Here is a 19,379-nt window from a genome sequence, read left to right as displayed (position 1 = left end):
CCGAAGCTTCTCCGTATCAATGTTTGGAAGAGTGGCGTTTCAGCGCTGGAATACAGAGCAGCACAAGAAGGAGGATCAGGGTCGGTGCGACAAGTCGCGGGACCTCGGCCCACCAGTCGGCTCCGACTTCCCACCAAGCCCAGGCGACCGTTCCGACCCAGACAACGAGATAAAGCCAGACGGACGCCATCATGTAGCGGTTCAGCAGGATACCGGTGGCCGTCAGGCCAAGGCCCGCGATGCCGTAATACCAACTTCCGCCAAGAAAGATCAGCCAGATGCCCCCAGCCAGAATGACCGCACCGAAAAGGACGCAGACCCAGCCGAGGATCTTGACGCCCCAGACCGTTTCATGACGGCCTGACGGATTGGAGGGGGATGTTGCGATGTCGGACATTGGAACCTCCTTCTGATCGTTCGAGTATGCGTGCGTCCAGCGAGAGCCACACGTTAAGCTAACGGCGAGTTGGCGGGTTTGTTCCAAACAGAATGTGATATGCCATCAGTGATGCGAACACCGGTCGCCTGCTGTCTCAGACGAAATAGAGCGTCACCGGCACGGCCAAAATCCGGCAGAATGGCCCTTCGATGGCTCCTCAAGTTTTTTTTGCAACAGAGCCAACAAAAATACCCCCGCCGGTCAAAACCTGCGGGGGTAGGAATGTCGTGCTGGATAGGGCGTTTTGAGGCGTCAGTCCCACCAGCCTTCGTCAACACTTTCTCGCTCTTCGAGCTGTTCTTCGGAAAGACGCGTGACGTAGGAATAGCTCTCGTCGTCAACGGCGACAAGCTTCACATCCTCTACTGGTAGCATCACATGTTTGTCACCAATGTCGAGAAAACCGCCGACTTCGGCAACAATGCCAATCATTTTGCCTTCTCGGTTAAGGATCACATCTTCAATTTCACCGATATCATTCCATCCTTCGGCGGTACTCGTGTAATAAGTGTCGGCTTCCCAAGACCCCTCGTCGTAGGACTCGTTCATGGTGTAGATGGTGCCGCCAGTAATGTCGCGGGTCCGGATCAGGTTGGAATAGTTGATCATGTCGGCGAGGACGGGTGTCGAGACAAGAGCAGCTGCGGCGGTTGCAAGAAGAAGACGTTTCATAATTTTCCTCCAAGTTGGATTATAGGTTTAGAACGGGGCGCCACCAATTACAGGCTGCACCCGCTGCTCTCAATTCAACCCGATACACCCGGATTTTGTTCCGTATTTTTCAATCCAACTCTCCCGTGTGGGTCAAATCAACCGGACCCTACGAAGCCTACATTGCGTGTCTTACCGGTCATTCTGGGGAAATTGCAGCTTGGCCATGACGGACAGGCACGCCATCTTTGACTTAGTCTATTCGGGGTTTACTTTCATGTGTCATATTCCTCATATCATGGCGTCCTTATCCAGGCTGCGGTTTGAGGCTATCCCACTGCATTCTGCCCGAAGAGCAAGATTAGAAGCGCTTGGTGTTGGCTATCCGGTCCAGATCCTCCATAGAGGTCTCGTTGCTCAGGAAAAGCGCGATGGGCCGCAGAGTATCGAAATGACTGAAGGCGATTATTACGGTGATAGTGATCGGCACAGCCAGAACGGTGCCAATGATCCCCCATAGCCAGCCCCAAAGTGCCAACACAATCAACACCACCAGAGGTGAAACAGACACTTGCTGTCCCTGAACTCTTGGGTCGATAAAGTTACCGATTACCTGTTCGATGACCAGAACGCCACCTCCGATGATCAATGCGGACGATGGGTCTTTCTGGACAAACGCGTAGATCACTGGCAGCACGCCAGCAACGAGGGATCCTATCGTGGGAACAAAATTCAGCAGGAAGGCCAGAAATCCCCATACCAGCAGCAGGTCGACCCCGAAAAGCCATAACCAAAGCGCATAGAGCGCCGCTGTCAATAAGCCCATCACCGTGCGGGTGACAAGGTAGCGCATGAGTCTCTCGGAAATGACACGTAGGGTGTTCTGCATATCGCGGTTTGTACGCCGAGATGCGACCGCATCCAGTTTTTCGCTCCAGTGCGGAGCTTCAACCAGCATCAGCAAGGTCAGGAAGATGACGAAAATCACCCCTCCAAGCGTCCTACCAGTCTTGTTGATTACACTGTTGGCAAATCCCGAGATCCACTGCGATGCCGCATCTCCCAGTGATTTCACTGCGCTGGTATAGGTTTCTCGCAGAAGTATGCTGGATTCTGTATTTGTACCCTGTCTGTCTGGTGCGGCGGTTGCGTCGGCACGCATATCAAGATCCAACCAAGACATGAGCGGCATTTTTTCGGCCCCGGAAAACTGATCTGCAATCTGTCCCGCCGCGATCCAAAGGCAGGTTACAAAAAGCCCCACGCCACACAGGACAGTAGCAAGCGCGACAACATGCCCCAACCAAGCGATCCTTGTAGGCAAATGCGCTGCCGTCATTCTGTCGAGAGGACGAACCATCAGCGTAAGAAAAAAGGCCAGAATGACCGGCACCACAACGGTCGTCATCGCACGAAGAGCCCAACCCGAGAGAATGATCACAATAATGGTGATCAGCCAAGGGTTCGCTTTATGCCATGCGCTGTGTCCATCTGCTGGGGAAAGGCCTTTGTCTGACATGTGGCGTCCTAATTTATTTGTGAGACAACTCGGAAAACATCAACAGCGTGGATTCATTAGACCAATTCCCTAGGTCAAGCGGCGCCGAGACTACCGGGATGCTTCAGGGAATCATTCTGCTAGCAGCAAGAGCCCGAACTTGCGTCCTTCTCCGTCTGCTAGCAATTCGAAGCCCGCGTGCGTGAAGTTCTTATCGAATAGCCGCTCACGGTTCGGGTTCCCCTCACTTAACCAGTCCGACAGAAAACTCCTCACATCACCTGCCACCAACTCTTGACCACATCCGCTGCACGCTCCCGCAACAGCGGATAGTCGAGCCCAGTTTCCCTCGATTTCCGATAGACCCTTCAAGTCTTTTAGGCGATATCCAGACAGGTCTTCGGGGAGCATACTGGCGGCGCTATTTGTCAGGGTGTCGCTGGCTTTGATCTGCGGCAACCCTGCTTTGGACCGGGCCGCGTTGAGCTGATCGAGAGCCATCTCCGTGGCGTCTCCCACGGAGAGTGCTTCGGTGCCATCACCCCGCGTCGTGCCGGGCCCAGCGAAGGTTTGAACGGCATAGATGACGTTGTCGCTCGACGCTGTCGCAAAGCCGAACCGTGACAGCCCTTTGCGCAAGATATTGGCGCGGTGTTCGGCGCTGTTCATCCATCCCTTGTGAAATGCCTCGACCCGGTTGATGTCCGGGGGCGTCTGACAACTCGTGCATTTGGCGATATTTTCGGCCACCAGTTCCCACTCACTGCCGCCGGCTTCAAGGTAGCGCTCTCTCGGCCCTTCACCTTCGGGGGAGGTGTGAGAATAATAGTTTCGTTTCAGCATGTCCTGTGCATGGGCCATCGCGGAGGCGTTCAAATCTTCGCCTGCCGTCAGTGTGGGCAGGCCTTCGTCTGCACGCGATGTGTTGACGAGCTCGAGCGCACGCTCGCGCAGTCCGTCCATGACGCTCTCTGCCTGAACCATGGTAACAGTGCCGGCCAGTAAAGCGGCGATGAGTAGTCTCAGAGCCATCGGTCGTCCTTTCGAGGCAGTTGGGCTGAAGTCTCAGCGCTTGTGATCGGGTTTCCCCTTGCGCTCGGTGCTAGCAAAATCTTCGAGTTGCTCTTCAGACATCGAGTCGAGCATTTCGCAAGCGGCACCCTGCAATGCGCTCTTTTTTGTCTCTCCCCGTTTGGCGGAAAGTGCCGCCCCGGCGGCTTTCTGTTGTGCTTTCGATTTGGCTGGCATGGGTTCCCTCTCGCTGTCAGGTCTCAATCCGACAACGGGGGATGCTGAAAAAAGGTTCCTTGTAGAACTTTTCAGTGCTGGACGCTGTTAGTCAGGCAAGTATGAAAGGAAGGAGAAGGAGAAGGAAATGAACTACTCTCGCTTTGCAATGATGATCTTGGCCTCCACCTTTTTTATGTGCGTACTGACGTATCTGAACACATACGCTCTCGAGCATATCTTTTTTAGTGAAACACGCGCCTACATGACGATCCTGATGGGCGCGACCATGGCTTTTGTCATGATGGCGTTCATGATGCCGCGTTCAGATCTGTTTCCGCCTCGCCCTCTCAGGCATCCTCGTGAGCTTCGTGCTCCATATGACCGCGCTTGGCCAATCTGTCGGCGACCATCAGGCAAATCATTGCCCACACCCCTCCTGCGAGCCAGCCCGCAGCAACATCGGTAGGCCAGTGGACACCCATGTAAACTCTGCTTATTCCGACAAGAATCGTCAACAAAACAGCGACCATCAAGATATAGACCTTGAGAATAAGCCCTGGCTGGACGCGGGCAATCAGCACTCCTATCGACAGATAGACAATCGCGGCCATCATGGAATGCCCCGAGGGAAAGCTGGCTGTTTGGACCATTGACCCATGGGGCACCAGATCGGGTCGAGGGCGATCAAAGAATTCTTTTGCGATACTGCTGAGCACGATACCGCTTCCTACTGTTGCGACTAGATACAGCATCGACGTCCAGCGGTGACGCAGCAAGAAGAACACAGAAGCTATAAGTGTTGTGAGAACAAGGACGGCGACCCCGCCCAGGGCCGTCAGATCGCGTCCCATTTCTTCCAGCCACCACGGGCCGATCGGATCGGATAGATCGCCAGATGTTCGCAGAAGCAAGAGGATATCACGATCAAGGCTTTGGGTTGAGCCTTCGGCAACTTCTTCAATTAATTCTGCCAGCGTCCATATCGCGACCAAAGTGACGCTCAAAAGGGACAATGTCGTGAGCTCGACGTGGCGGCGGCTCCATTTAATGAGTGCGATTACGTATTCGGACTTCATGCTGTGTACCTAAATAGTATGATTGGCTCGTTCATCCACTACAGTGGATGCCAAAACATTTTTTTTCGCCCATATATTGTATATCGAAGAACACTCTCAATATGCGCCTAGTGCTGTATCTTTGGTTGCTTGGTTTGCTTCGACCGAAATGACGCACCCGACCAGTCGTTGCCCGATTGCAAGGCGACACGGATGTCTTTCTTTGCTTCAGAAATGTCATTCTTCTGTAACCGAGGTGGCGGGTTGTCACTTCGCTTGTGACAAAGCACGGCCTCGACAGGGTAGTGGTCTGAGCCAAAGCTCCGAAGAACCTCAAACCTGTCCACTGTGAAGGCCTTTTGGTGGAAGACATGATCCAACGGCCACAGCATCCATGGTGACTGCGCATCATAGGTCGCATTGTAACCATGATCGTCTCTTGGATCAATCAGACCGCCAATACGCTGGAATCTCTCGATGGAGGCCTCCCAGGGAACGGCATTCAGATCGCCGGCATTCTTCAGATCGGTGCGGATCGAGTGGTAAGACGTCATCTCGCGGTCTTCAACGACACCGGCTTCGATCAGAAGCCATGGCGCGTGGCAGATCGCAGCGACAATCTTGTCATTGGCGACGAAATCTCGCACCTTCTGAACGGTCACCTTATCGGTCCGAAAGATATCAGGGTTGATCTGGCCACCAGGCAGGACGAGACAGATGTAGTCTTCGACGTTGACGTCGGAAATCTTGAGGTCTGCCTCGACACGATCACCCCAATCGCTGGCCTTCCACCCTCCGATGGCTTCGCCGTCCAGGGTCGCAACGTGAACGGTTGCGCCAGCTTCTGTTAGTTGTTTTATAGGCTACATGAGTTCGGATTGCTCAAATCCGTTGGTGGCAAAGATAACGACCTTGGCGTTTTCAAGCACTGGCAAATGTGGCTCCTTTTGCTGCTAAACCGCCTCTTAGGGTCTGAATCTAAATTTTATGAGGGATATCAGTATTTTGCAATTCTCCGGGTGAGGAACCTGATACTGGCTACCAATGCCCAAGCGGTTGAGCTTTCGATGCTTTGCTCCCAATCCTTGGCGAGGCGGCGACATCGCCCGAGCCACGCGAAGGTACGTTCAACCACCCATCGCCTTGGCAAGGCCTCAAAGCCCTTGGCCGTATCAGAGCGTTTGATGATTTCAATGGTCCAGTCACGATGCCCCTTCAACGCTGTCCTCAATTTTTCTCCGGCATATCCGCCATCCATTGCCCGGCAGACAAGCGAAGCGCCGTCGAGAGGGAACGAAGACATGACGCAGCCATGGGAAACGGCCCCGAATGCTTTTGAGCACATCAGGCGCTCCATCTCGATCCTTAATGTCGGCGGCATGAACGACGACAAATTGCATCAAGCCAATGGTATCGGTAATGATATGCCGTTTGCGCCCTTGATCTTTTTTCCCAGCATCATAACCGGGGATCCCGCCAGTCATAGAAATAGCCCTAAACGGTCGTCATTGGCGGAAAGTCCTTGGGCTGCATGCCCCATTGGCAACCGGAACTGGCAATATACAAAATCACATTGGCAACATCCCGCAGGTCCGTCGTTCTTGGTCGACCGCCAGACTTGGCCGGTGGCAACAGGGGCGTCAACAGGGACTATTCCGCATCCGTCAAATCGCTTGGATATTGATCTGATTTTCGGCTATGCTCCTGCCGGGTAATATCAGTCCAGCTCATATGATCCTTCATCTCTTCGCAAAGACTGTGAATCACAAACTGCTGATATCGCTCAACTACTTTTCGGTCAGGCTCTAAGGGGTTTGGAACTATATACAAGTAAATAACCAGCCGCTTGAGGCCAAATCACCACCTTAAGCCGCGAATTGAATCATTCAGGACAACACGGAAACCTCCTTTTTCAACCGCACTCCTGAAATCTCTGTTTCATGAACGCCAAAGACAGAAATGCGGCGAAGCACAAGAATATATAAGGTGAAGTACGTAACTCATTAAGACCCAAAACCAAAACCTATTTCATCAAGAATCCAGAAAATAGAGTAAGGATCAATCTCTAAAACTGATAAAAGTCCCTATTATTTGAATTTTTTAGCAAAAATTGTGATTTTCATCATATCAATAGCAATGATTGACAGCTATCTCATTAATGAGGTACGAACCTCATTAATGGCATTTTTGATGGTTTTTCGCAAGTATCCAACCAACTTGGCCATGACGTTTCCGATGCCGTCGGTCAGTGTGACTTGAGGTCTTCCTCCAAACGACAGGAAGAGTTCATTGGCCTCTGGAGGGATTGCAAGCGCATCAGAAGCGACGAGAAGGCTTGAGCGGCAAACAGCCTCACCGGCACGCATTTCAAAAGGGTGGCAGGAGGCACTTAAAATGAAATCCGAGAAAGGACTTAAAATGAAAACGATGACTTTCGGTGTTGTGGTGGGAAGCCGTGGCTTCTTTCCGGGTCATCTCGCGTCGACCGGACGCGAGCATATGATCAACGCTCTGGAGAAAGCCGGCCACAAGTGTATTGTTCTCAGCCCGGAAGACACTCAGCATGGCGCTGTTCAGTCGTTCGCTGATGCGAAACAGTGCGCTGCGCTCTTCAAAGCCCATTCTGATGACATTGACGGGGTTATTGTCACGCTTCCCAACTTTGGTGAGGAGCGGCCAATTGCCGATACGATCAGGCTTTCAGGCTTGAAAGTGCCGGTGCTGATTCAGGCAACTCCGGATGATCCGAAGAATATGTCGATCCAGTGGCGGCGCGACAGCTTCTGCGGAAAGATGTCAGCCTGCAACAACCTTCGACAATATGGTATCCGCTACTCCCTGACGAAATCGCACTGTGTCGATCCACTCAGTGATGAGTTTCAGGAAGACCTCTCGCGGTTCTCGGCAACCTGTCGCGTCGTTGGCGGCTTGCGCGGGCTCCGCATCGGTGCCATCGGTGCTCGGCCAGAGGCGTTCAATACGGTGCGCTATAGCGAAAAGCTTCTCGAAGCTGCTGGCATTTCTGTCGTCACTCTTGATTTGTCAGAAATTCTGGGCCGGGTTTCAAGGCTTGACGACAACGCCGCAATCGTCACTGAAAAGCTGGATGCTATTAAGAACTATATCTCGACCGATGGCGTGCCAAACCCGGCTATCCTCCGGCAAGCCAAATTGGCTGCGGTGACGGAAGAATGGATGAAAGAGGCTGACGTCTCGATCAGCGCCATCCAGTGCTGGACGTCTCTTGAGGAAAACTACGGCGTCGTACCGTGCACGATGATGAGCATGATGAGTTCCAAGCTTATTTCCAGCGCCTGTGAGGTTGATGTCTGCGGCCTGATTGGCATGCATATGCTTGCGCTGGCGTCGGGATCGCCAAGTGCGCTGCTCGACTGGAACAACAACTACGGTGCAAACGCCAACAAGGCTGTCTGTTTCCACTGCAGCAATCTGCCGAAGGAATTCTTCAAAGACTACAAGATGGATTTCCAGGAGATTATCGCCGGCACTGTTGGAAAGGAAAACACCTATGGGACGGTCGATGGTTCAATCAAGGCCGGGCACATGACCTACATCCGGGTCAGTACGGACGATACCTCCGGCCGCATCCGTGGTTATGTCGGGGAAGGAAAGTTTACCGAAGATCCTCTGGAGACATTCGGCGGCGCCGGTGTTGTTGAAATCCCAAGCATGCAGAAGCTGCTGCATTATATTTGCGAAAACGGCTTCGAGCATCACGTCGCTGCAAATTTTGCATCAGTGAGTGATGCCATTGTCGATGCGACCAAGCAGTATCTGGGCTGGGATTTCTATCTCCACGACGCAGCAGACTAAGACAAAATCGAGAAGAGAGACCCTGCCTGCCCGACAGGACAGGGCTCTCCTTCGATGACTGTTCAGCACCAAATCCTCTGACGTTTAGGCTAGGGTCAAAACCTATTGATACCATTGAACTGGCGAAGAAAATCAGATTCAATCTATCCAATCATTAGATTGGAGGCTTGAATGGGACATCTATATTGTTTGTCGGACTCACAATGGGCGGTTATTGAGCCGCTTTTGCCGAATAGCAAAGGCGGTACCCGTCGAGTGGATGATCGCCGAGTGATTTCCGGTATCATCTATGTTTTGAAGGTGGGCTGCTGCTGGTGCGACTGCCCTGCAGTTCATCGCAAGCGCTGTTTCAGCCCCACATTGCTGCTTCCAGACGGATCTGCGATGAGATCTTCATATTGATATTTATGGAGTATCTCCATGGAGAGTACGACGGAGTTTCTCACTCCTGTAGCGCGCGTCCGTGGTCGTCCGCGCAAATGGACGGATGAAGAGAAAGCTCAGATTGTGCCGGAGAGCCTCCGTCCTGGTGCCCGGGCGCATGAAGTCGCTGAGCAATATGGGGTTCGCCCGAACCATCTTTCCTCCTGGAGGACGGCGGCACGACGGGGCAAGTTGGTTCTCCCCGAACCTGAGGGTGAGATTAGATTTGCCAGTTTGGTGGTCGAGGATGCGTCGGCCCCGGAACCTCGCGTCATTGCAGATAGACCTGAGATTCATTGCGGTTCCATCACGATCCGGCTGGAAGCAGGAGCAAGCGTGAGCCGAATAGCCGCTGTGGCACGATCTCTGGCACGCACATCATGATCTTCCCCTCGAACCATGTGAAGATATTGTTCGACACCAAACCTGTCTACTTCCCTAAAGGCCATGCGGTTTGGCAGCCTTGATCAGGAATGAACTAGACAAGGCCCCCTTCACAGGGACAGTGTTTGTCTTCCGGGCCCGTCGGGCTGATCGATTGAAGCTTCTCTATTGGGAAGGGTCCGGTCTTGTGATGACCTACAAGCGGTTGGAGGAGCATTCCTTTGCCTGACCCCAAATTCGGGATGGCCTGATGCGGCTTGAACCTGCCCAATTTGAAGCCTTGTTTGCTGGTCTAGACTGGCGTCGGGTTCGATATTCTTTGGGTCTTGATGGCAGAAATCTGCTAAATCAGGGTCATGTTGACCGAAGCCGATCTGCCCGATGATATTGATGCTTTGAAAGCGCTGGTGATTGCCAGCAAAGCCCATGGTGCCCGTCAGGATGAGCGGATTGCTGAGCTGGAGAAGCTGGTAAAGGCCTTCAAACAGGCGCTCTTCGGCAGCAAGTCAGAAAAGGTTGATCCCGATCAGTTCCAATTGGCCCTTGAGGATCTGGAAACAGCCATTGCCGTAGTGCATGCCGCCGATGAGGCAGCCCCTTCCCCAATAGAGCGCAAACGCAAGAAGTGCCGGTCTGCCAATCGCGGGGCCTTGCCAAAGCATTTGCCGCGCATCGAAGAGGTGATCGAACCAGACAATCTGGTTTGCTCCTGTGGTGGTGAGTTGCACTGTATCGGTGAGGATGTGACCGAACGGCATGATGTGATCCCAGCGCAATTCCGGGTCATTGTCACCCGCCGCCCCAAATATGCCTGCAGATTCTGTACGGACGGCGTTGCTCAGGCCAAGGCTCCAGCACGACTGATTGAAGGAGGCATGCCCACTGAGGATTTGGTGGCTCATATTGTGGTCAGAAAATATGCTGACCACTTGCCACTCTATCGTCAAGCTCAGATCTATTCCCGGCAAGGTATTGATCTCGACCGTTCCACTCTTGGGGATTGGGTTGGTCGGGCTGCCTTTGAATTGCGCCCCGTTTTTGATGCCTTGGTTACCGATTTGAAGCAATCAGGCAAACTCTTCATGGACGAGCCAAGAGCGCCAGTTCTCGATCCCGGTAAACGCAAGACCAAAACCGGCTACTTCTGGGCCCTTGCCCGGGATGATCGGTCATGGGATGGAAACGGGCCACCCGGCGTGGCCTTCACCTACGCTCCGGGGCGGAGCGGCAAATATGCAGAACAGATATTGCAGGGCTTCAGCGGCATCCTGCAGGTGGACGGCTATGCTGGTTACAATCGACTGCTCAAACGGGCAAGCCAGGACATCCGTCTTGCCTATTACTGGGCTCATGCTCGCAGAAAACTGGTAGAGATTACCCGCACTGGCAATGCTCCCATTGCCCAAGAGGGTATCAACCGCATTGTCAAGCTCTATGGCATCGAGAAAGAAATCAAAGGAATGGATGCAGATGACAGGCGGACCGTCCGACAGGGAAAGTCTGCCCCTTTGATTGCTGAATTGGAAATATGGGTTGAGCAGCGCCGTGCCCGTGTCTCCGCGAAGTCACCATTGGGCGAGGCTCTTGCCTATGTCGCCAAATTCTGGGATGGGCTTTGTCTGTTCCTCACCGAAGGTCGTATCGAAATGGACAACAACAGCGTCGAGCGGACAATCAGGCCGATTGCTCTGAACAGAAAGAACGCTCTCCTTGCCGGACATGATGCAGGAGCCACAAATTGGGCAACCATCGCATCGCTCATCGAGACCTGCAAACTCAATGACGTTGATCCTCATACATGGATGACATCCACCCTCAAAGCCATCGTAAATGGTCACAAGCAGAGTGACATCGACGAACTCCTGCCTTGGAACTTCCTGCGCAACGTGTGACCGAAACAGCGCTTGCTGTGATGCTGTGATGCTGTGATTCAAGCATCACATAAACCAAAGAGTATCGCATCGCTGGCCGTCCGTGCATGCTGCTCTGCTGACCACAACGGCGCTGTCTGCTGCCCTGCTGTCGGTGCCGCCAACTATGGCCGGTATTACCGATTGAGTCCTCGAAACAGACAAAACGGCCTTGTCGCAAAGTTTTGAAGCTATATGCCTTGGTATTGTTGCTAAGGGAGAAGTGAAGCTGCAGTTTATCAGTGCCTTTGTCTGGACCCCGCACCTTCTGGTCAGTTTGCCGACTTTATTGGCCATCACATTGATGCACTTTTTCCCGCAGAAAAAGTCCCGGCGCGAGCTTGCCTTCACCATGCTTTGTGTGTTCGTTTCTCTCGTCCCTGCCGCCAATCACGCCTATCTGGAAGACGATAGCGCCATAGACATTTACTTCGGGCAGGTGCTGGCAATCATTGCTTTCAATGTCGCCTTCCCGATGACCATCAAATACAAGGTGATTGCATCAGGGTTTGCAACATTGTGCATGTCGCTGTCGGCGATCATGTTTTTGAACGCTTCGTGGAACACAGTTTCGGCGATTATAGAGACCTATTTTGCGGCTATGGTCTTTTCCCTCGTTGCCAGTTATAGCATCGAGAAAGCAGATCGAAACAATTATTTGCTGATGCTGCGTGTGAGCATTCGCAATTTCGTTATCCAACAGCAGGCCGAAGAACTTGCATTGTTATCGCAGACGGACCCTCTGACCGAGCTGCCCAATCGCCGTGCTTTTGATATCCGTCTTGCTGCTGAAATCGAAACAGCCCCAGATATATGTACCGGCTGCTGTTCGCAAGAGATTTCTTTGCATGTCGCAGGAAGTCGCTCATATGTATCCGATGGGGTGGACACCCCTCCGACGGCATAAGTGTGCCAAACTGGAGAGGTACTCACCAAGCTGAGTAGGAGATTTTCATGAAGCAGGTTTTCATAATCGGGATAGATTTGGCAAAGAACACATTTCAGGTTCATGGCGCAACGAAAGCTGGCAACCGCATCTTCAACAAGAAGGTAACACGTGCCAAGCTGATTTCTTTTCTCACAGAGATCCCCAACTGCATAGTTGCAATGGAAGCCTGTGCCAGTTCGCATTATTGGGGCGCAGAATTGAGGCGCTCGGGCATACCATCAAGCTGATCCCACCTGCTTACGTCAAACCATATGTCAAGCGGCAGAAAAATGACGCCAATGATGCCGAAGCGATCGCAGAGGCGGCCTCTCGTCCCACAATGCGCTTTGTTGCGGTAAAGAGTGTTGAAAAACAGGCTTCTGGAATGGCTCTCCGCACCAGAGATTTGCTCATACGGCAGAAGACGCAGACAATTAATGCCTTACGTGGGCATTTAGCCGAATATGGAATTATAGCCCCTTGCGGAACGGTTTATCTCAATCGCCTGCAAGAAGCCGTAAATGACCCGGAAACAGAGTTACCTGATGCCGTAATTGCCAATGCTCAGATACTTCTTGATCACATTGCGTCTTTAGCAGGTCAGATTAGCCAATTGGAAAAGGATATTCGTGAGGCGGCAAGGCAAGATGAGCGCGCAAGGAAACTGATGAGCGTTCCTGGAATTGGTCCGATCACTGCTGTAGCTCTAACCGCCCTTGCACCTGGCCCGGCAAGCTTTCGCAAAGGTAGAGATTTCGCCGCTTGGACGGGTTTGACGCCAAAACAATATTCATCGGGAGGAAAGGAACGCATCGGTCATACCTCGAAAATGGGGCAACGCGACTTGAGGCGGCTTCTCATCATTGGAGCGGCGTCAGTTGTTAGGTGGGCTATACGGCGTGGTTCCGATCAAGGTGGCTGGCTCGGGCAAATGTTGGCGCGCAAGCCAAGAATGCTGGTAACCGTCGCATTAGCCAACAAAATGGCCCGGGTTGCATGGGCCTTGATGTCTAAGAACGAGAAATATAAGGATCCCGCGATGGTATAATCCATCTTTATTGCCATAGCGAGGCATGTAGGAAGGGCGTAGGTAAGTAAGGACAAACGATCAACGAGACAGGGTTGGGAGAACCAGACACAGGCCGTGCGCCGCAGAGCGCGCGTATCCGAATTGGACCCGACCCGCGTATCTCCATACGGGCCCGTGGCGTGTTGATGCCACATCTGGAGGCCGAACACACGACAGCACCTGATCCTTGTTCATATTGACCAAAAACTTCTTGCATTTTCCGGGGTGTCCACACACGGCCTTTTGATCGACACGCGGGTCGTGGCCATGTTGGAGTTACGCTCGCACCGTGATCTCATTAGCGGAAAGGTCCATATTGACCGAAAGGGCGGGACTATGCAGAATTTTGTGCCCTGGCGCTTTGATTACGCCATTTGGAAACGATCTTCGAACATTATTGCGAACTGGCTTTTCACTGAGTGCCATTCGCGCACGGAGCGTTTCCATTCCACAGAAGTAGCATTCAGGGCGAGATAAATCAATTTCGCAGCTGCCTCGTCACTGGGGAAATGCCCGCGGGAGCGAACGGCCCGGCGGATTTTCGAGTTCAGTGCTTCAATGGCGTTCGTGGTGTAGATCAGCCTGCGCACTTGGGGCGGATAGTCAAGGAACGGGATCACCTCGTTCCAAGTCCGGCGCCAACTCGGCGCGATTGCCGGGTATTTGGCGGCAAGGTCGCTGTTTTCGAACTCCGCCAGCGCAGTCTCCGCGGCTGCTGCGTCCACAGCGGTGTAGACAGCCTTAAGAGCCGCTGCGACGGCCTTGCGATCCTTGTAGCTGGCAAAGCTCATGGAATGGCGCAGCAGATGCACGATACAGGTCTGGACCTGGGTCTGAGGAAAGGCTGCCTCGATGGCCTGGGGGAAGCCCTTCAGACCGTCCACGACGGCGATGAGAATGTCCTGAACGCCACGGTTGCGCAGATCGCTGAGAACTTTAGCCCAGAACTTGGCACCCTCATTGGCCTGGAACCAAAGCCCCAGAACGTCGCGGGTGCCGTCCGGGAGAACAGCCAGGGCCACAAAAACCGCCTTGTTCAGAACCACGCCGTCGGTGCGGATCTTGACCCGGATCGCGTCCATGAACACAATCGGATAACACGGTTCCAGCGGGCGGTTCTGCCAGGCGGTCACTTCCTCCATCACGGCATCGGTGATCGCCGAAATCAGGCTCGGGGACGCCTCTATACCATAGATATCCTCGATATGCCCCTGGATCTCGCGGGTCGTCATCCCGCGCGCGTACATGCTGATGATCTTGGTGTCGAACTCGGGAAAGCGGCGCTGATACTTGGCGATCAGCAGAGGATCAAAGCTGCCGTTGCGGTCACGGGGAATGTCGAGAATGACCTTCCCGCTGTCGGTGGTCACCGTCTTCTGGCTGCGGCCATTGCGACGATTTGGCGCCTGGTTCGCGCCTTCAGGCGGCGCATCGGCGCGTTCTTCGGTCAGATGCTCGTCCAGTTCGGCGCTCAGGGCTCGTTCGGCCAGCGCCTTGGTCAGTTCTTGCAGAATCCCGTCCTCTCCGAACAGATCGCCCGCTTTGCGGCCTTCCATCAGATGATCCAAAAGGGCTTTGTCGATGCTCATACGTGGGTCTCCTCATATTAGAGTTACCACGCCAGGGCACAAAATTCTCCATAGTCCCGAAAGGGCCGTCAGATTCTGGGGGCGTATTTTTCTGTTCCATGCAGTCAGTCTATCGCGAACTCCTTTGAGGCCGAAAATGGTTTCAGATTCCAATCTCGACCGCATTTCTTGGGCGCATCAAACGCCGTTTTGTGTCTGAGGATACTCCAAGCCATCCGGGCCAGTTTGTTGGCCAAAGCTATCGCCAGCTTGTTCTGGTTCATGCGTTCTGATGCCCTTATCAGCCATTCACCAAAACTGAAGTCTGGCCATCGATTGGATCGCATCAGAATAACCCTCGCCGCTTGCACAAAGAGCATCCGCAAATATCGGCTGCCCCGTTTCGATATGCGTCCAAGTATTGTTCGGCCCCCTGTGCTGTGTTGACGGGGAACCAAACCGACCCAGGCGGCAAAATCGCGCGCTCGATCAAAGGCTTCTCCAGTTCCGACAGCAGCAACCATCGCAGTCGAGATTACCGGACCAATGCCGGGGATCGTCATCACGTTGATGCAGTTTTCTTCCCTTTGGCTGATCTCTTCTATCTCCTTGGAGACAGCCTCAATCCTGTCATCAAGCCAGAGCCAGTCTCCATAGAGGCCAAACAGGATACTGCGCATTCGGGGCGATATCTCATCTTTGCGCTGTTCGAGAATGGTTTCGAAGGAATTTTTCAAAGCCCGCAGCCCCTTGCGAACCGTAATGCCCTGTTCAATCAAAAATGCACGGATCTGGTTTATCGTTGCTGTGCGACGGGACACCAAGCGGGACCTGACGCGATGAAGAGCTTGCAGGTCGAGCTGGTCCTGGCTTTTCTCTGGCACTGTCGGCAAGTTCGGCCGCAAGGCTGCCTCCGCAATGGCCTCAGCATCATTGTAGTCATTCTTCTGGCCCTTGATGAAGGGCTTCACATAAATGGCAGGGATGATCCGAGGTTTGAACCCGAGTTTGCGCAAGCATCGACTGACAAAGTGGGCGCTCAGGCATGCTTCCATACCGACAACGCATCTCGGAAAATTTTCGAAGGTCTGCAGCAGGGCAAGTCGTTTGATTTTCTTGCGCAGAACAAGTTGGCCATCGTAATCAAAGCCAACCAGATGGAACGTGTCTTTGCCGATATCGATGCCAATCGACATCAATGCATCAATTGCTTTCTTCGTCATGCCACTTCTCCTAATCTGCAGTTGAAACAGTCAAACTATAACCTGCTGAGTTGGGGGAAGCAGCCGGTACATCCCATTCCTGACATTCGATTAAAGCGCAGCATTTCTATCGCTCGAAGGTGACAGTGCGGACTTCGCTAACAGACAAAGGAAACGGAAGTTCGGTGTGTTTCTGCCCGCAAATGCGAGTGGCAGGCACCCATACAGACGAGATCTGCTAATTGCAGGGAAACATCTCCATTAGAGACACTATGATCATCAAGTCAGCAGAGCTCCTTTGCATGGAAGGGTTCTGCTGAAGGTGCTTAATAACATCAGATTGTGCCTCTTTGGGGTTGAATGCTGCTCCGTGACAAACTTGCAGAGCTTCCCAAATCGCGCGGCTACGTTCTTTCTCGTCTTCTATGCGTGCGTGAGTTTGCACGTAAACAACTCCACCACCCATCTTGTAACTTTGGATGACCGCGGAAAAGTAGTCATTGCAGGCTCTCTGTTGAAGCGGATCATCGCTAAGGCACGCCCCTAGAAACTTCTCGCCTGTAAAACCTTTTGGTTCAAAGGCTACTGATGGCTCTCCATGAAAAAGCCAGAACAGTAAAGCAATTGCATATAACATTCGCAACTCCTGATGAAAGCCAAGTCAGAATACAACATTTCAACCTCTCTTGTTCAAGACTGGCGGAGAGGATTGTGATTGTTTGGTTGGCAAGAAAGCGGATGGAGGAGATAGAAGCAGCTCTATGCGGTCATTCACCAGCAGACATCTGCCTCAAAATGACTTCTGCATTGCTGCCATTCGAACGAAGTGCAGCATTTCAATCGACCAGATGGCGGGTGAGCGGACGAAGTCGATTTTCGGGTTGCGTCTGTTTCATATGCAGTATTTGGTTGCATGTGCGGCACTTAACCTGCAACGATCCCGCGCCCGTCGCCGAAACGGTCATTCAAATCCGCAATCTGAGCCAAATTCAAACTCGGCTTTCGTTAGTGGGACACTTGAAAAGTGCTCTCAAGCCTAGCGAGATAGCCAGCCGCCGTCGACGGGCAGAACTGTGCCGTGTATGAAATCGGCCAGTTCGCTTGCCAGAAAAGCGACCGGCCAGGCGATCTCTTCGGGCCGCCCCCAGCGGCCGACGGGTATGCGAGCCATCAAAGCAGCGCTGCGGTCTTCGTCAGCCTGTAGAGCGGCGGTGTTGTCCGTCGCTACATAGCCAGGCGCGACGGCGTTTACGTTGACACCGCCTTGCGCCCATTCATTTGCCAGTGCGCGGGTCAATTGGGCAATCGCACCCTTGGCCGCGGCATAGCCGGGTACAAGGACCCCGCCCTGGAATGACAGGACCGAGGCGATGTTGACGATCTTGCCACCGCCGCGCTCCAGCATACGCGCGCCGAGCGCACGGCTGAGCAGGAAAACCGCATCAAGGTTGACCGCCATCACGGCATCCCAGTCCTCCAAGCTGTGCTCGGCTGCGTGGTTCCGCCGGATGATCCCAGCATTATTCACCAAGATGTCGATCTCGGCTCCTGCGTCATCCAGTTGCGCGAGCAACGCCTTGATCTGATCCCTTTCGGAGAGGTCGCAATCCATTGGCCGAAACACACCGGGCAAGCCCGCAAAGGCCCCCTCCAGCGCCTGCGCCGTGATCGACGTGCCAAGCCCGATCACATCGGCGCCAGAGCGTGCCAGCACCTGTGCGATCGACAATCCGATCCCTCGGCTCGCTCCGGTGACGAGGGCTGTCTTTCCGTTCAGGTCGATCGTGGGCCCTGTCATATCAGAGGTCCGTCAACGTGCCGAGCGCACGCTCTGCCGTGAAAGTGACGGTCTCGGAGAGGGTCGGGTGTGCATGTACCGTCAGGGCGATGTCTTCTAGCGTTGCGCCCATTTCCATCGCCAGCACGCATTCGGCCAAGAGCTCTCCCGCGTTTCGGCCCACGATCGTTGCGCCAAGCAGGCGGTTCGTCTCGGGGCAGTAGACAAGCTTGGTCATCCCCTCGCCACCGCCCGAACTGAGGTTGCGCCCGCTTGCGGCCCAGGGGAAGCTGGCAACCTGATGGGCGACGCCGAGCTCTTTGGCTTGCGCCTGGGTCAGCCCGGCCCAGGCCAGCTCGGGGCTGGTGTAGGCCACCGATGGGATCAGGTCTGTATCAAGCGCCGCGGCGTGCCCGCTGGCGACCTCGGCGGCGACATGGCCCTGATGCGTGGCGCGGTGGGCCAGCATCGGGTTGCCCGTGACATCGCCGATGGCGAAAATCCCCTCCACGTTTGTGCGGCAGGTGCGGTCCACAGCGATGACACCGCGGTTGTCGATCTCGACGCCTGCGGCCTCGGGTGCAACCAAGTAGCCGCTCGCGCGGCGGCCAACGGCCTGAATGATGGCATCCGCCTTGAGCGTGCCGCCAAACCCGCCTTCGCATGTTAGGCTGAGCGCGGATTTTGTAGCTTTGACCTCTATGACCTTGGTGCCCGTATGGATCGTCACGCCTTCGGCTACGAGCGCGGAATGCAGGACCTTGACCGCCTCGACGTCAGCGCCGGGGGCGATCTGGTCCATGAATTCGATAACGGTCACCTTCGCGCCAAGGGCCGCGTAGACCGTGGCCATTTCCAGCCCGATGATGCCGCCGCCTACGATGGCAAGCGCCTTGGGCACGTCCCGTAGCTCTAGCGCGGCGGTGCTGTCCCAGATGCGATCATCGTTCGGCCAGCCGGGCAATTGCACCGGCGTCGAACCAACAGCAATCACTGCCTGATCAAAGCTCCATGCCGCTCCGTCGATGTCGAGGCTTTTCGCGCTCGTGAACTTGGCGGTGCCGCGCACCGTTTGAACTTTGCGCCGTTTGGCAAGGCCAGTGAGGCCGTCTGTCAGCGTCGCAACGATCCCGTCTTTCTTGTCTCTCAATTTGTCCAGATCGACCGAGACCCTGCCTGTCGAAATCCCCCAGTCGCCGCCATGTCGTGTTTCACGGATAACCTCAGCGGCATGAAGCAGCGCCTTCGATGGGATGCAACCTTCGTTGAGACAGACGCCTCCCAATGCGGCGCGTGGATCGACGAGGACGACTTTGCGCCCAAGATCGGCCGCACGAAAGGCGCAGGCATAGCCACCGGGGCCTGCGCCAAGAACGATCAGATCGGCGTGATTGTCAGCCATCTCCACCCC

The 19,379-nt window shown here is 54.1% G+C and carries 17 protein-coding genes and 3 pseudogenes; 7 read left to right on the top strand and 13 right to left on the bottom strand.

The window, feature by feature from the left end; all coding sequences use genetic code 11:
- Positions 1-16 precede the first annotated feature (16 nt).
- The 8 genes and pseudogenes from CPH65_RS12675 to CPH65_RS12635 all read right to left on the bottom strand — a co-directional run bounded on the left by CPH65_RS12675 (position 17) and on the right by CPH65_RS12635 (position 6,604).
- Entirely contained in the window at positions 17-397 is a 381-nt protein-coding gene (locus CPH65_RS12675) for a glucose dehydrogenase (RefSeq protein ID WP_096173796.1), read from the bottom strand.
- Between the two features lie 294 nt (positions 398-691).
- Entirely contained in the window at positions 692-1,111 is a 420-nt protein-coding gene (locus CPH65_RS12670) for a PRC-barrel domain-containing protein (RefSeq protein ID WP_096173795.1), read from the bottom strand.
- A 340-nt stretch (positions 1,112-1,451) separates the two neighbouring features.
- Positions 1,452-2,609, bottom strand: a complete 1,158-nt coding sequence (locus CPH65_RS12665; protein ID WP_096173794.1) for an AI-2E family transporter — start codon at positions 2,607-2,609, stop codon at positions 1,452-1,454.
- A 111-nt stretch (positions 2,610-2,720) separates the two neighbouring features.
- Complete coding sequence (locus CPH65_RS12660) at positions 2,721-3,620, bottom strand: CAP domain-containing protein (protein ID WP_096173793.1); 900 nt, start codon at positions 3,618-3,620, stop codon at positions 2,721-2,723.
- Positions 3,621-3,653: 33 nt separating this feature from the next.
- Entirely contained in the window at positions 3,654-3,836 is a 183-nt protein-coding gene (locus CPH65_RS12655) for a DUF3008 family protein (protein ID WP_096173792.1), read from the bottom strand.
- A 329-nt stretch (positions 3,837-4,165) separates the two neighbouring features.
- Positions 4,166-4,894 (bottom strand): phosphatase PAP2 family protein, encoded by a 729-nt coding sequence (locus CPH65_RS12645; protein WP_096173791.1) that lies wholly within the window; start codon positions 4,892-4,894, stop codon positions 4,166-4,168.
- A gap of 107 nt (positions 4,895-5,001) precedes the next feature.
- Complete coding sequence (locus CPH65_RS12640; RefSeq protein ID WP_172891590.1) at positions 5,002-5,733, bottom strand: DJ-1/PfpI family protein; 732 nt, start codon at positions 5,731-5,733, stop codon at positions 5,002-5,004.
- Between the two features lie 137 nt (positions 5,734-5,870).
- Positions 5,871-6,604, bottom strand: a pseudogene (locus CPH65_RS12635) (transposase).
- Between the two features lie 687 nt (positions 6,605-7,291).
- On the opposite strand from CPH65_RS12635, the gene CPH65_RS12630 reads away from it, so the two are divergent.
- The 7 genes and pseudogenes from CPH65_RS12630 to CPH65_RS12600 all read left to right on the top strand — a co-directional run bounded on the left by CPH65_RS12630 (position 7,292) and on the right by CPH65_RS12600 (position 13,400).
- The gene (locus CPH65_RS12630; RefSeq protein ID WP_244574393.1) at positions 7,292-8,707 is read left to right on the top strand and encodes an L-fucose/L-arabinose isomerase family protein; all 1,416 of its coding nucleotides are present in this window, start codon (positions 7,292-7,294) and stop codon (positions 8,705-8,707) included.
- A 171-nt stretch (positions 8,708-8,878) separates the two neighbouring features.
- Positions 8,879-9,034 (top strand): annotated as a pseudogene (locus CPH65_RS24590) (transposase); the annotation flags it as partial.
- A 93-nt stretch (positions 9,035-9,127) separates the two neighbouring features.
- Complete coding sequence (locus CPH65_RS12620; protein ID WP_096173790.1) at positions 9,128-9,514, top strand: transposase; 387 nt, start codon at positions 9,128-9,130, stop codon at positions 9,512-9,514.
- A gap of 70 nt (positions 9,515-9,584) precedes the next feature.
- Entirely contained in the window at positions 9,585-9,743 is a 159-nt protein-coding gene (gene tnpB, locus CPH65_RS25045; protein WP_096173789.1) for an IS66 family insertion sequence element accessory protein TnpB, read from the top strand.
- 127 nt (positions 9,744-9,870) lie between these two features.
- Positions 9,871-11,406: an IS66 family transposase gene (locus CPH65_RS12610; protein WP_096173788.1), complete on the top strand. Its 1,536-nt coding sequence runs from the start codon at positions 9,871-9,873 to the stop codon at positions 11,404-11,406.
- Between the two features lie 190 nt (positions 11,407-11,596).
- On the top strand, positions 11,597-12,331 hold the full coding sequence (locus CPH65_RS12605; RefSeq protein WP_157747665.1) for a GGDEF domain-containing protein: 735 nt from the start codon (positions 11,597-11,599) through the stop codon (positions 12,329-12,331).
- Between the two features lie 47 nt (positions 12,332-12,378).
- Positions 12,379-13,400 (top strand): annotated as a pseudogene (locus tag CPH65_RS12600) (IS110 family transposase).
- Positions 13,401-13,786: 386 nt separating this feature from the next.
- On the opposite strand, the gene CPH65_RS12595 reads toward CPH65_RS12600, so the two are convergent.
- The 5 genes from CPH65_RS12595 to lpdA all read right to left on the bottom strand — a co-directional run bounded on the left by CPH65_RS12595 (position 13,787) and on the right by lpdA (position 19,370).
- Complete coding sequence (locus CPH65_RS12595) at positions 13,787-15,010, bottom strand: IS256 family transposase (protein ID WP_096171576.1); 1,224 nt, start codon at positions 15,008-15,010, stop codon at positions 13,787-13,789.
- A gap of 104 nt (positions 15,011-15,114) precedes the next feature.
- Complete coding sequence (locus tag CPH65_RS12590; protein WP_244574392.1) at positions 15,115-16,212, bottom strand: IS110 family transposase; 1,098 nt, start codon at positions 16,210-16,212, stop codon at positions 15,115-15,117.
- A gap of 217 nt (positions 16,213-16,429) precedes the next feature.
- Complete coding sequence (locus CPH65_RS12585) at positions 16,430-16,828, bottom strand: Rap1a/Tai family immunity protein (RefSeq protein WP_096173786.1); 399 nt, start codon at positions 16,826-16,828, stop codon at positions 16,430-16,432.
- 399 nt (positions 16,829-17,227) lie between these two features.
- A complete protein-coding gene (locus CPH65_RS12580) occupies positions 17,228-17,989 on the bottom strand; it encodes an SDR family oxidoreductase (protein WP_096173785.1) in 762 nt (253 codons plus the stop codon).
- Position 17,990: 1 nt separating this feature from the next.
- Entirely contained in the window at positions 17,991-19,370 is a 1,380-nt protein-coding gene (gene lpdA / locus CPH65_RS12575) for a dihydrolipoyl dehydrogenase (RefSeq protein WP_096173784.1), read from the bottom strand.
- Between the last annotated feature and the right edge of the window lie 9 nt (positions 19,371-19,379).

It is taken from the genome of Cohaesibacter sp. ES.047, assembly GCF_900215505.1.
In the GTDB taxonomy this organism is placed as follows: Bacteria; Pseudomonadota; Alphaproteobacteria; order Rhizobiales; family Cohaesibacteraceae; genus Cohaesibacter.
Note: the sequence above shows the minus strand (reverse complement) of the source record. Positions and strands in the feature narration are given on the sequence as shown.

Bases quoted from the DNA above. Each gene is read 5' to 3' on its own strand.
- CPH65_RS12665 (WP_096173794.1), bottom strand. From the start codon at position 2,609: ATGTCAGACAAAGGCCTTTCCCCAGCAGATGGACACAGCGCATGGCAT.
- CPH65_RS12675 (WP_096173796.1), bottom strand. From the start codon at position 397: ATGTCCGACATCGCAACATCCCCCTCCAATCCGTCAGGCCGTCATGAA.
- lpdA (WP_096173784.1), bottom strand. From the start codon at position 19,370: ATGGCTGACAATCACGCCGATCTGATCGTTCTTGGCGCAGGCCCCGGT.
- CPH65_RS12595 (WP_096171576.1), bottom strand. From the start codon at position 15,010: ATGAGCATCGACAAAGCCCTTTTGGATCATCTGATGGAAGGCCGCAAA.
- CPH65_RS12610 (WP_096173788.1), top strand. From the start codon at position 9,871: ATGTTGACCGAAGCCGATCTGCCCGATGATATTGATGCTTTGAAAGCG.
- CPH65_RS12585 (WP_096173786.1), bottom strand. From the start codon at position 16,828: ATGTTATATGCAATTGCTTTACTGTTCTGGCTTTTTCATGGAGAGCCA.
- CPH65_RS12645 (WP_096173791.1), bottom strand. From the start codon at position 4,894: ATGAAGTCCGAATACGTAATCGCACTCATTAAATGGAGCCGCCGCCAC.
- CPH65_RS12660 (WP_096173793.1), bottom strand. From the start codon at position 3,620: ATGGCTCTGAGACTACTCATCGCCGCTTTACTGGCCGGCACTGTTACC.
- CPH65_RS12655 (WP_096173792.1), bottom strand. From the start codon at position 3,836: ATGCCAGCCAAATCGAAAGCACAACAGAAAGCCGCCGGGGCGGCACTT.
- CPH65_RS12580 (WP_096173785.1), bottom strand. From the start codon at position 17,989: ATGACAGGGCCCACGATCGACCTGAACGGAAAGACAGCCCTCGTCACC.
- CPH65_RS12590 (WP_244574392.1), bottom strand. From the start codon at position 16,212: ATGACGAAGAAAGCAATTGATGCATTGATGTCGATTGGCATCGATATC.
- CPH65_RS12630 (WP_244574393.1), top strand. From the start codon at position 7,292: ATGAAAACGATGACTTTCGGTGTTGTGGTGGGAAGCCGTGGCTTCTTT.
- CPH65_RS12670 (WP_096173795.1), bottom strand. From the start codon at position 1,111: ATGAAACGTCTTCTTCTTGCAACCGCCGCAGCTGCTCTTGTCTCGACA.
- CPH65_RS12620 (WP_096173790.1), top strand. From the start codon at position 9,128: ATGGAGAGTACGACGGAGTTTCTCACTCCTGTAGCGCGCGTCCGTGGT.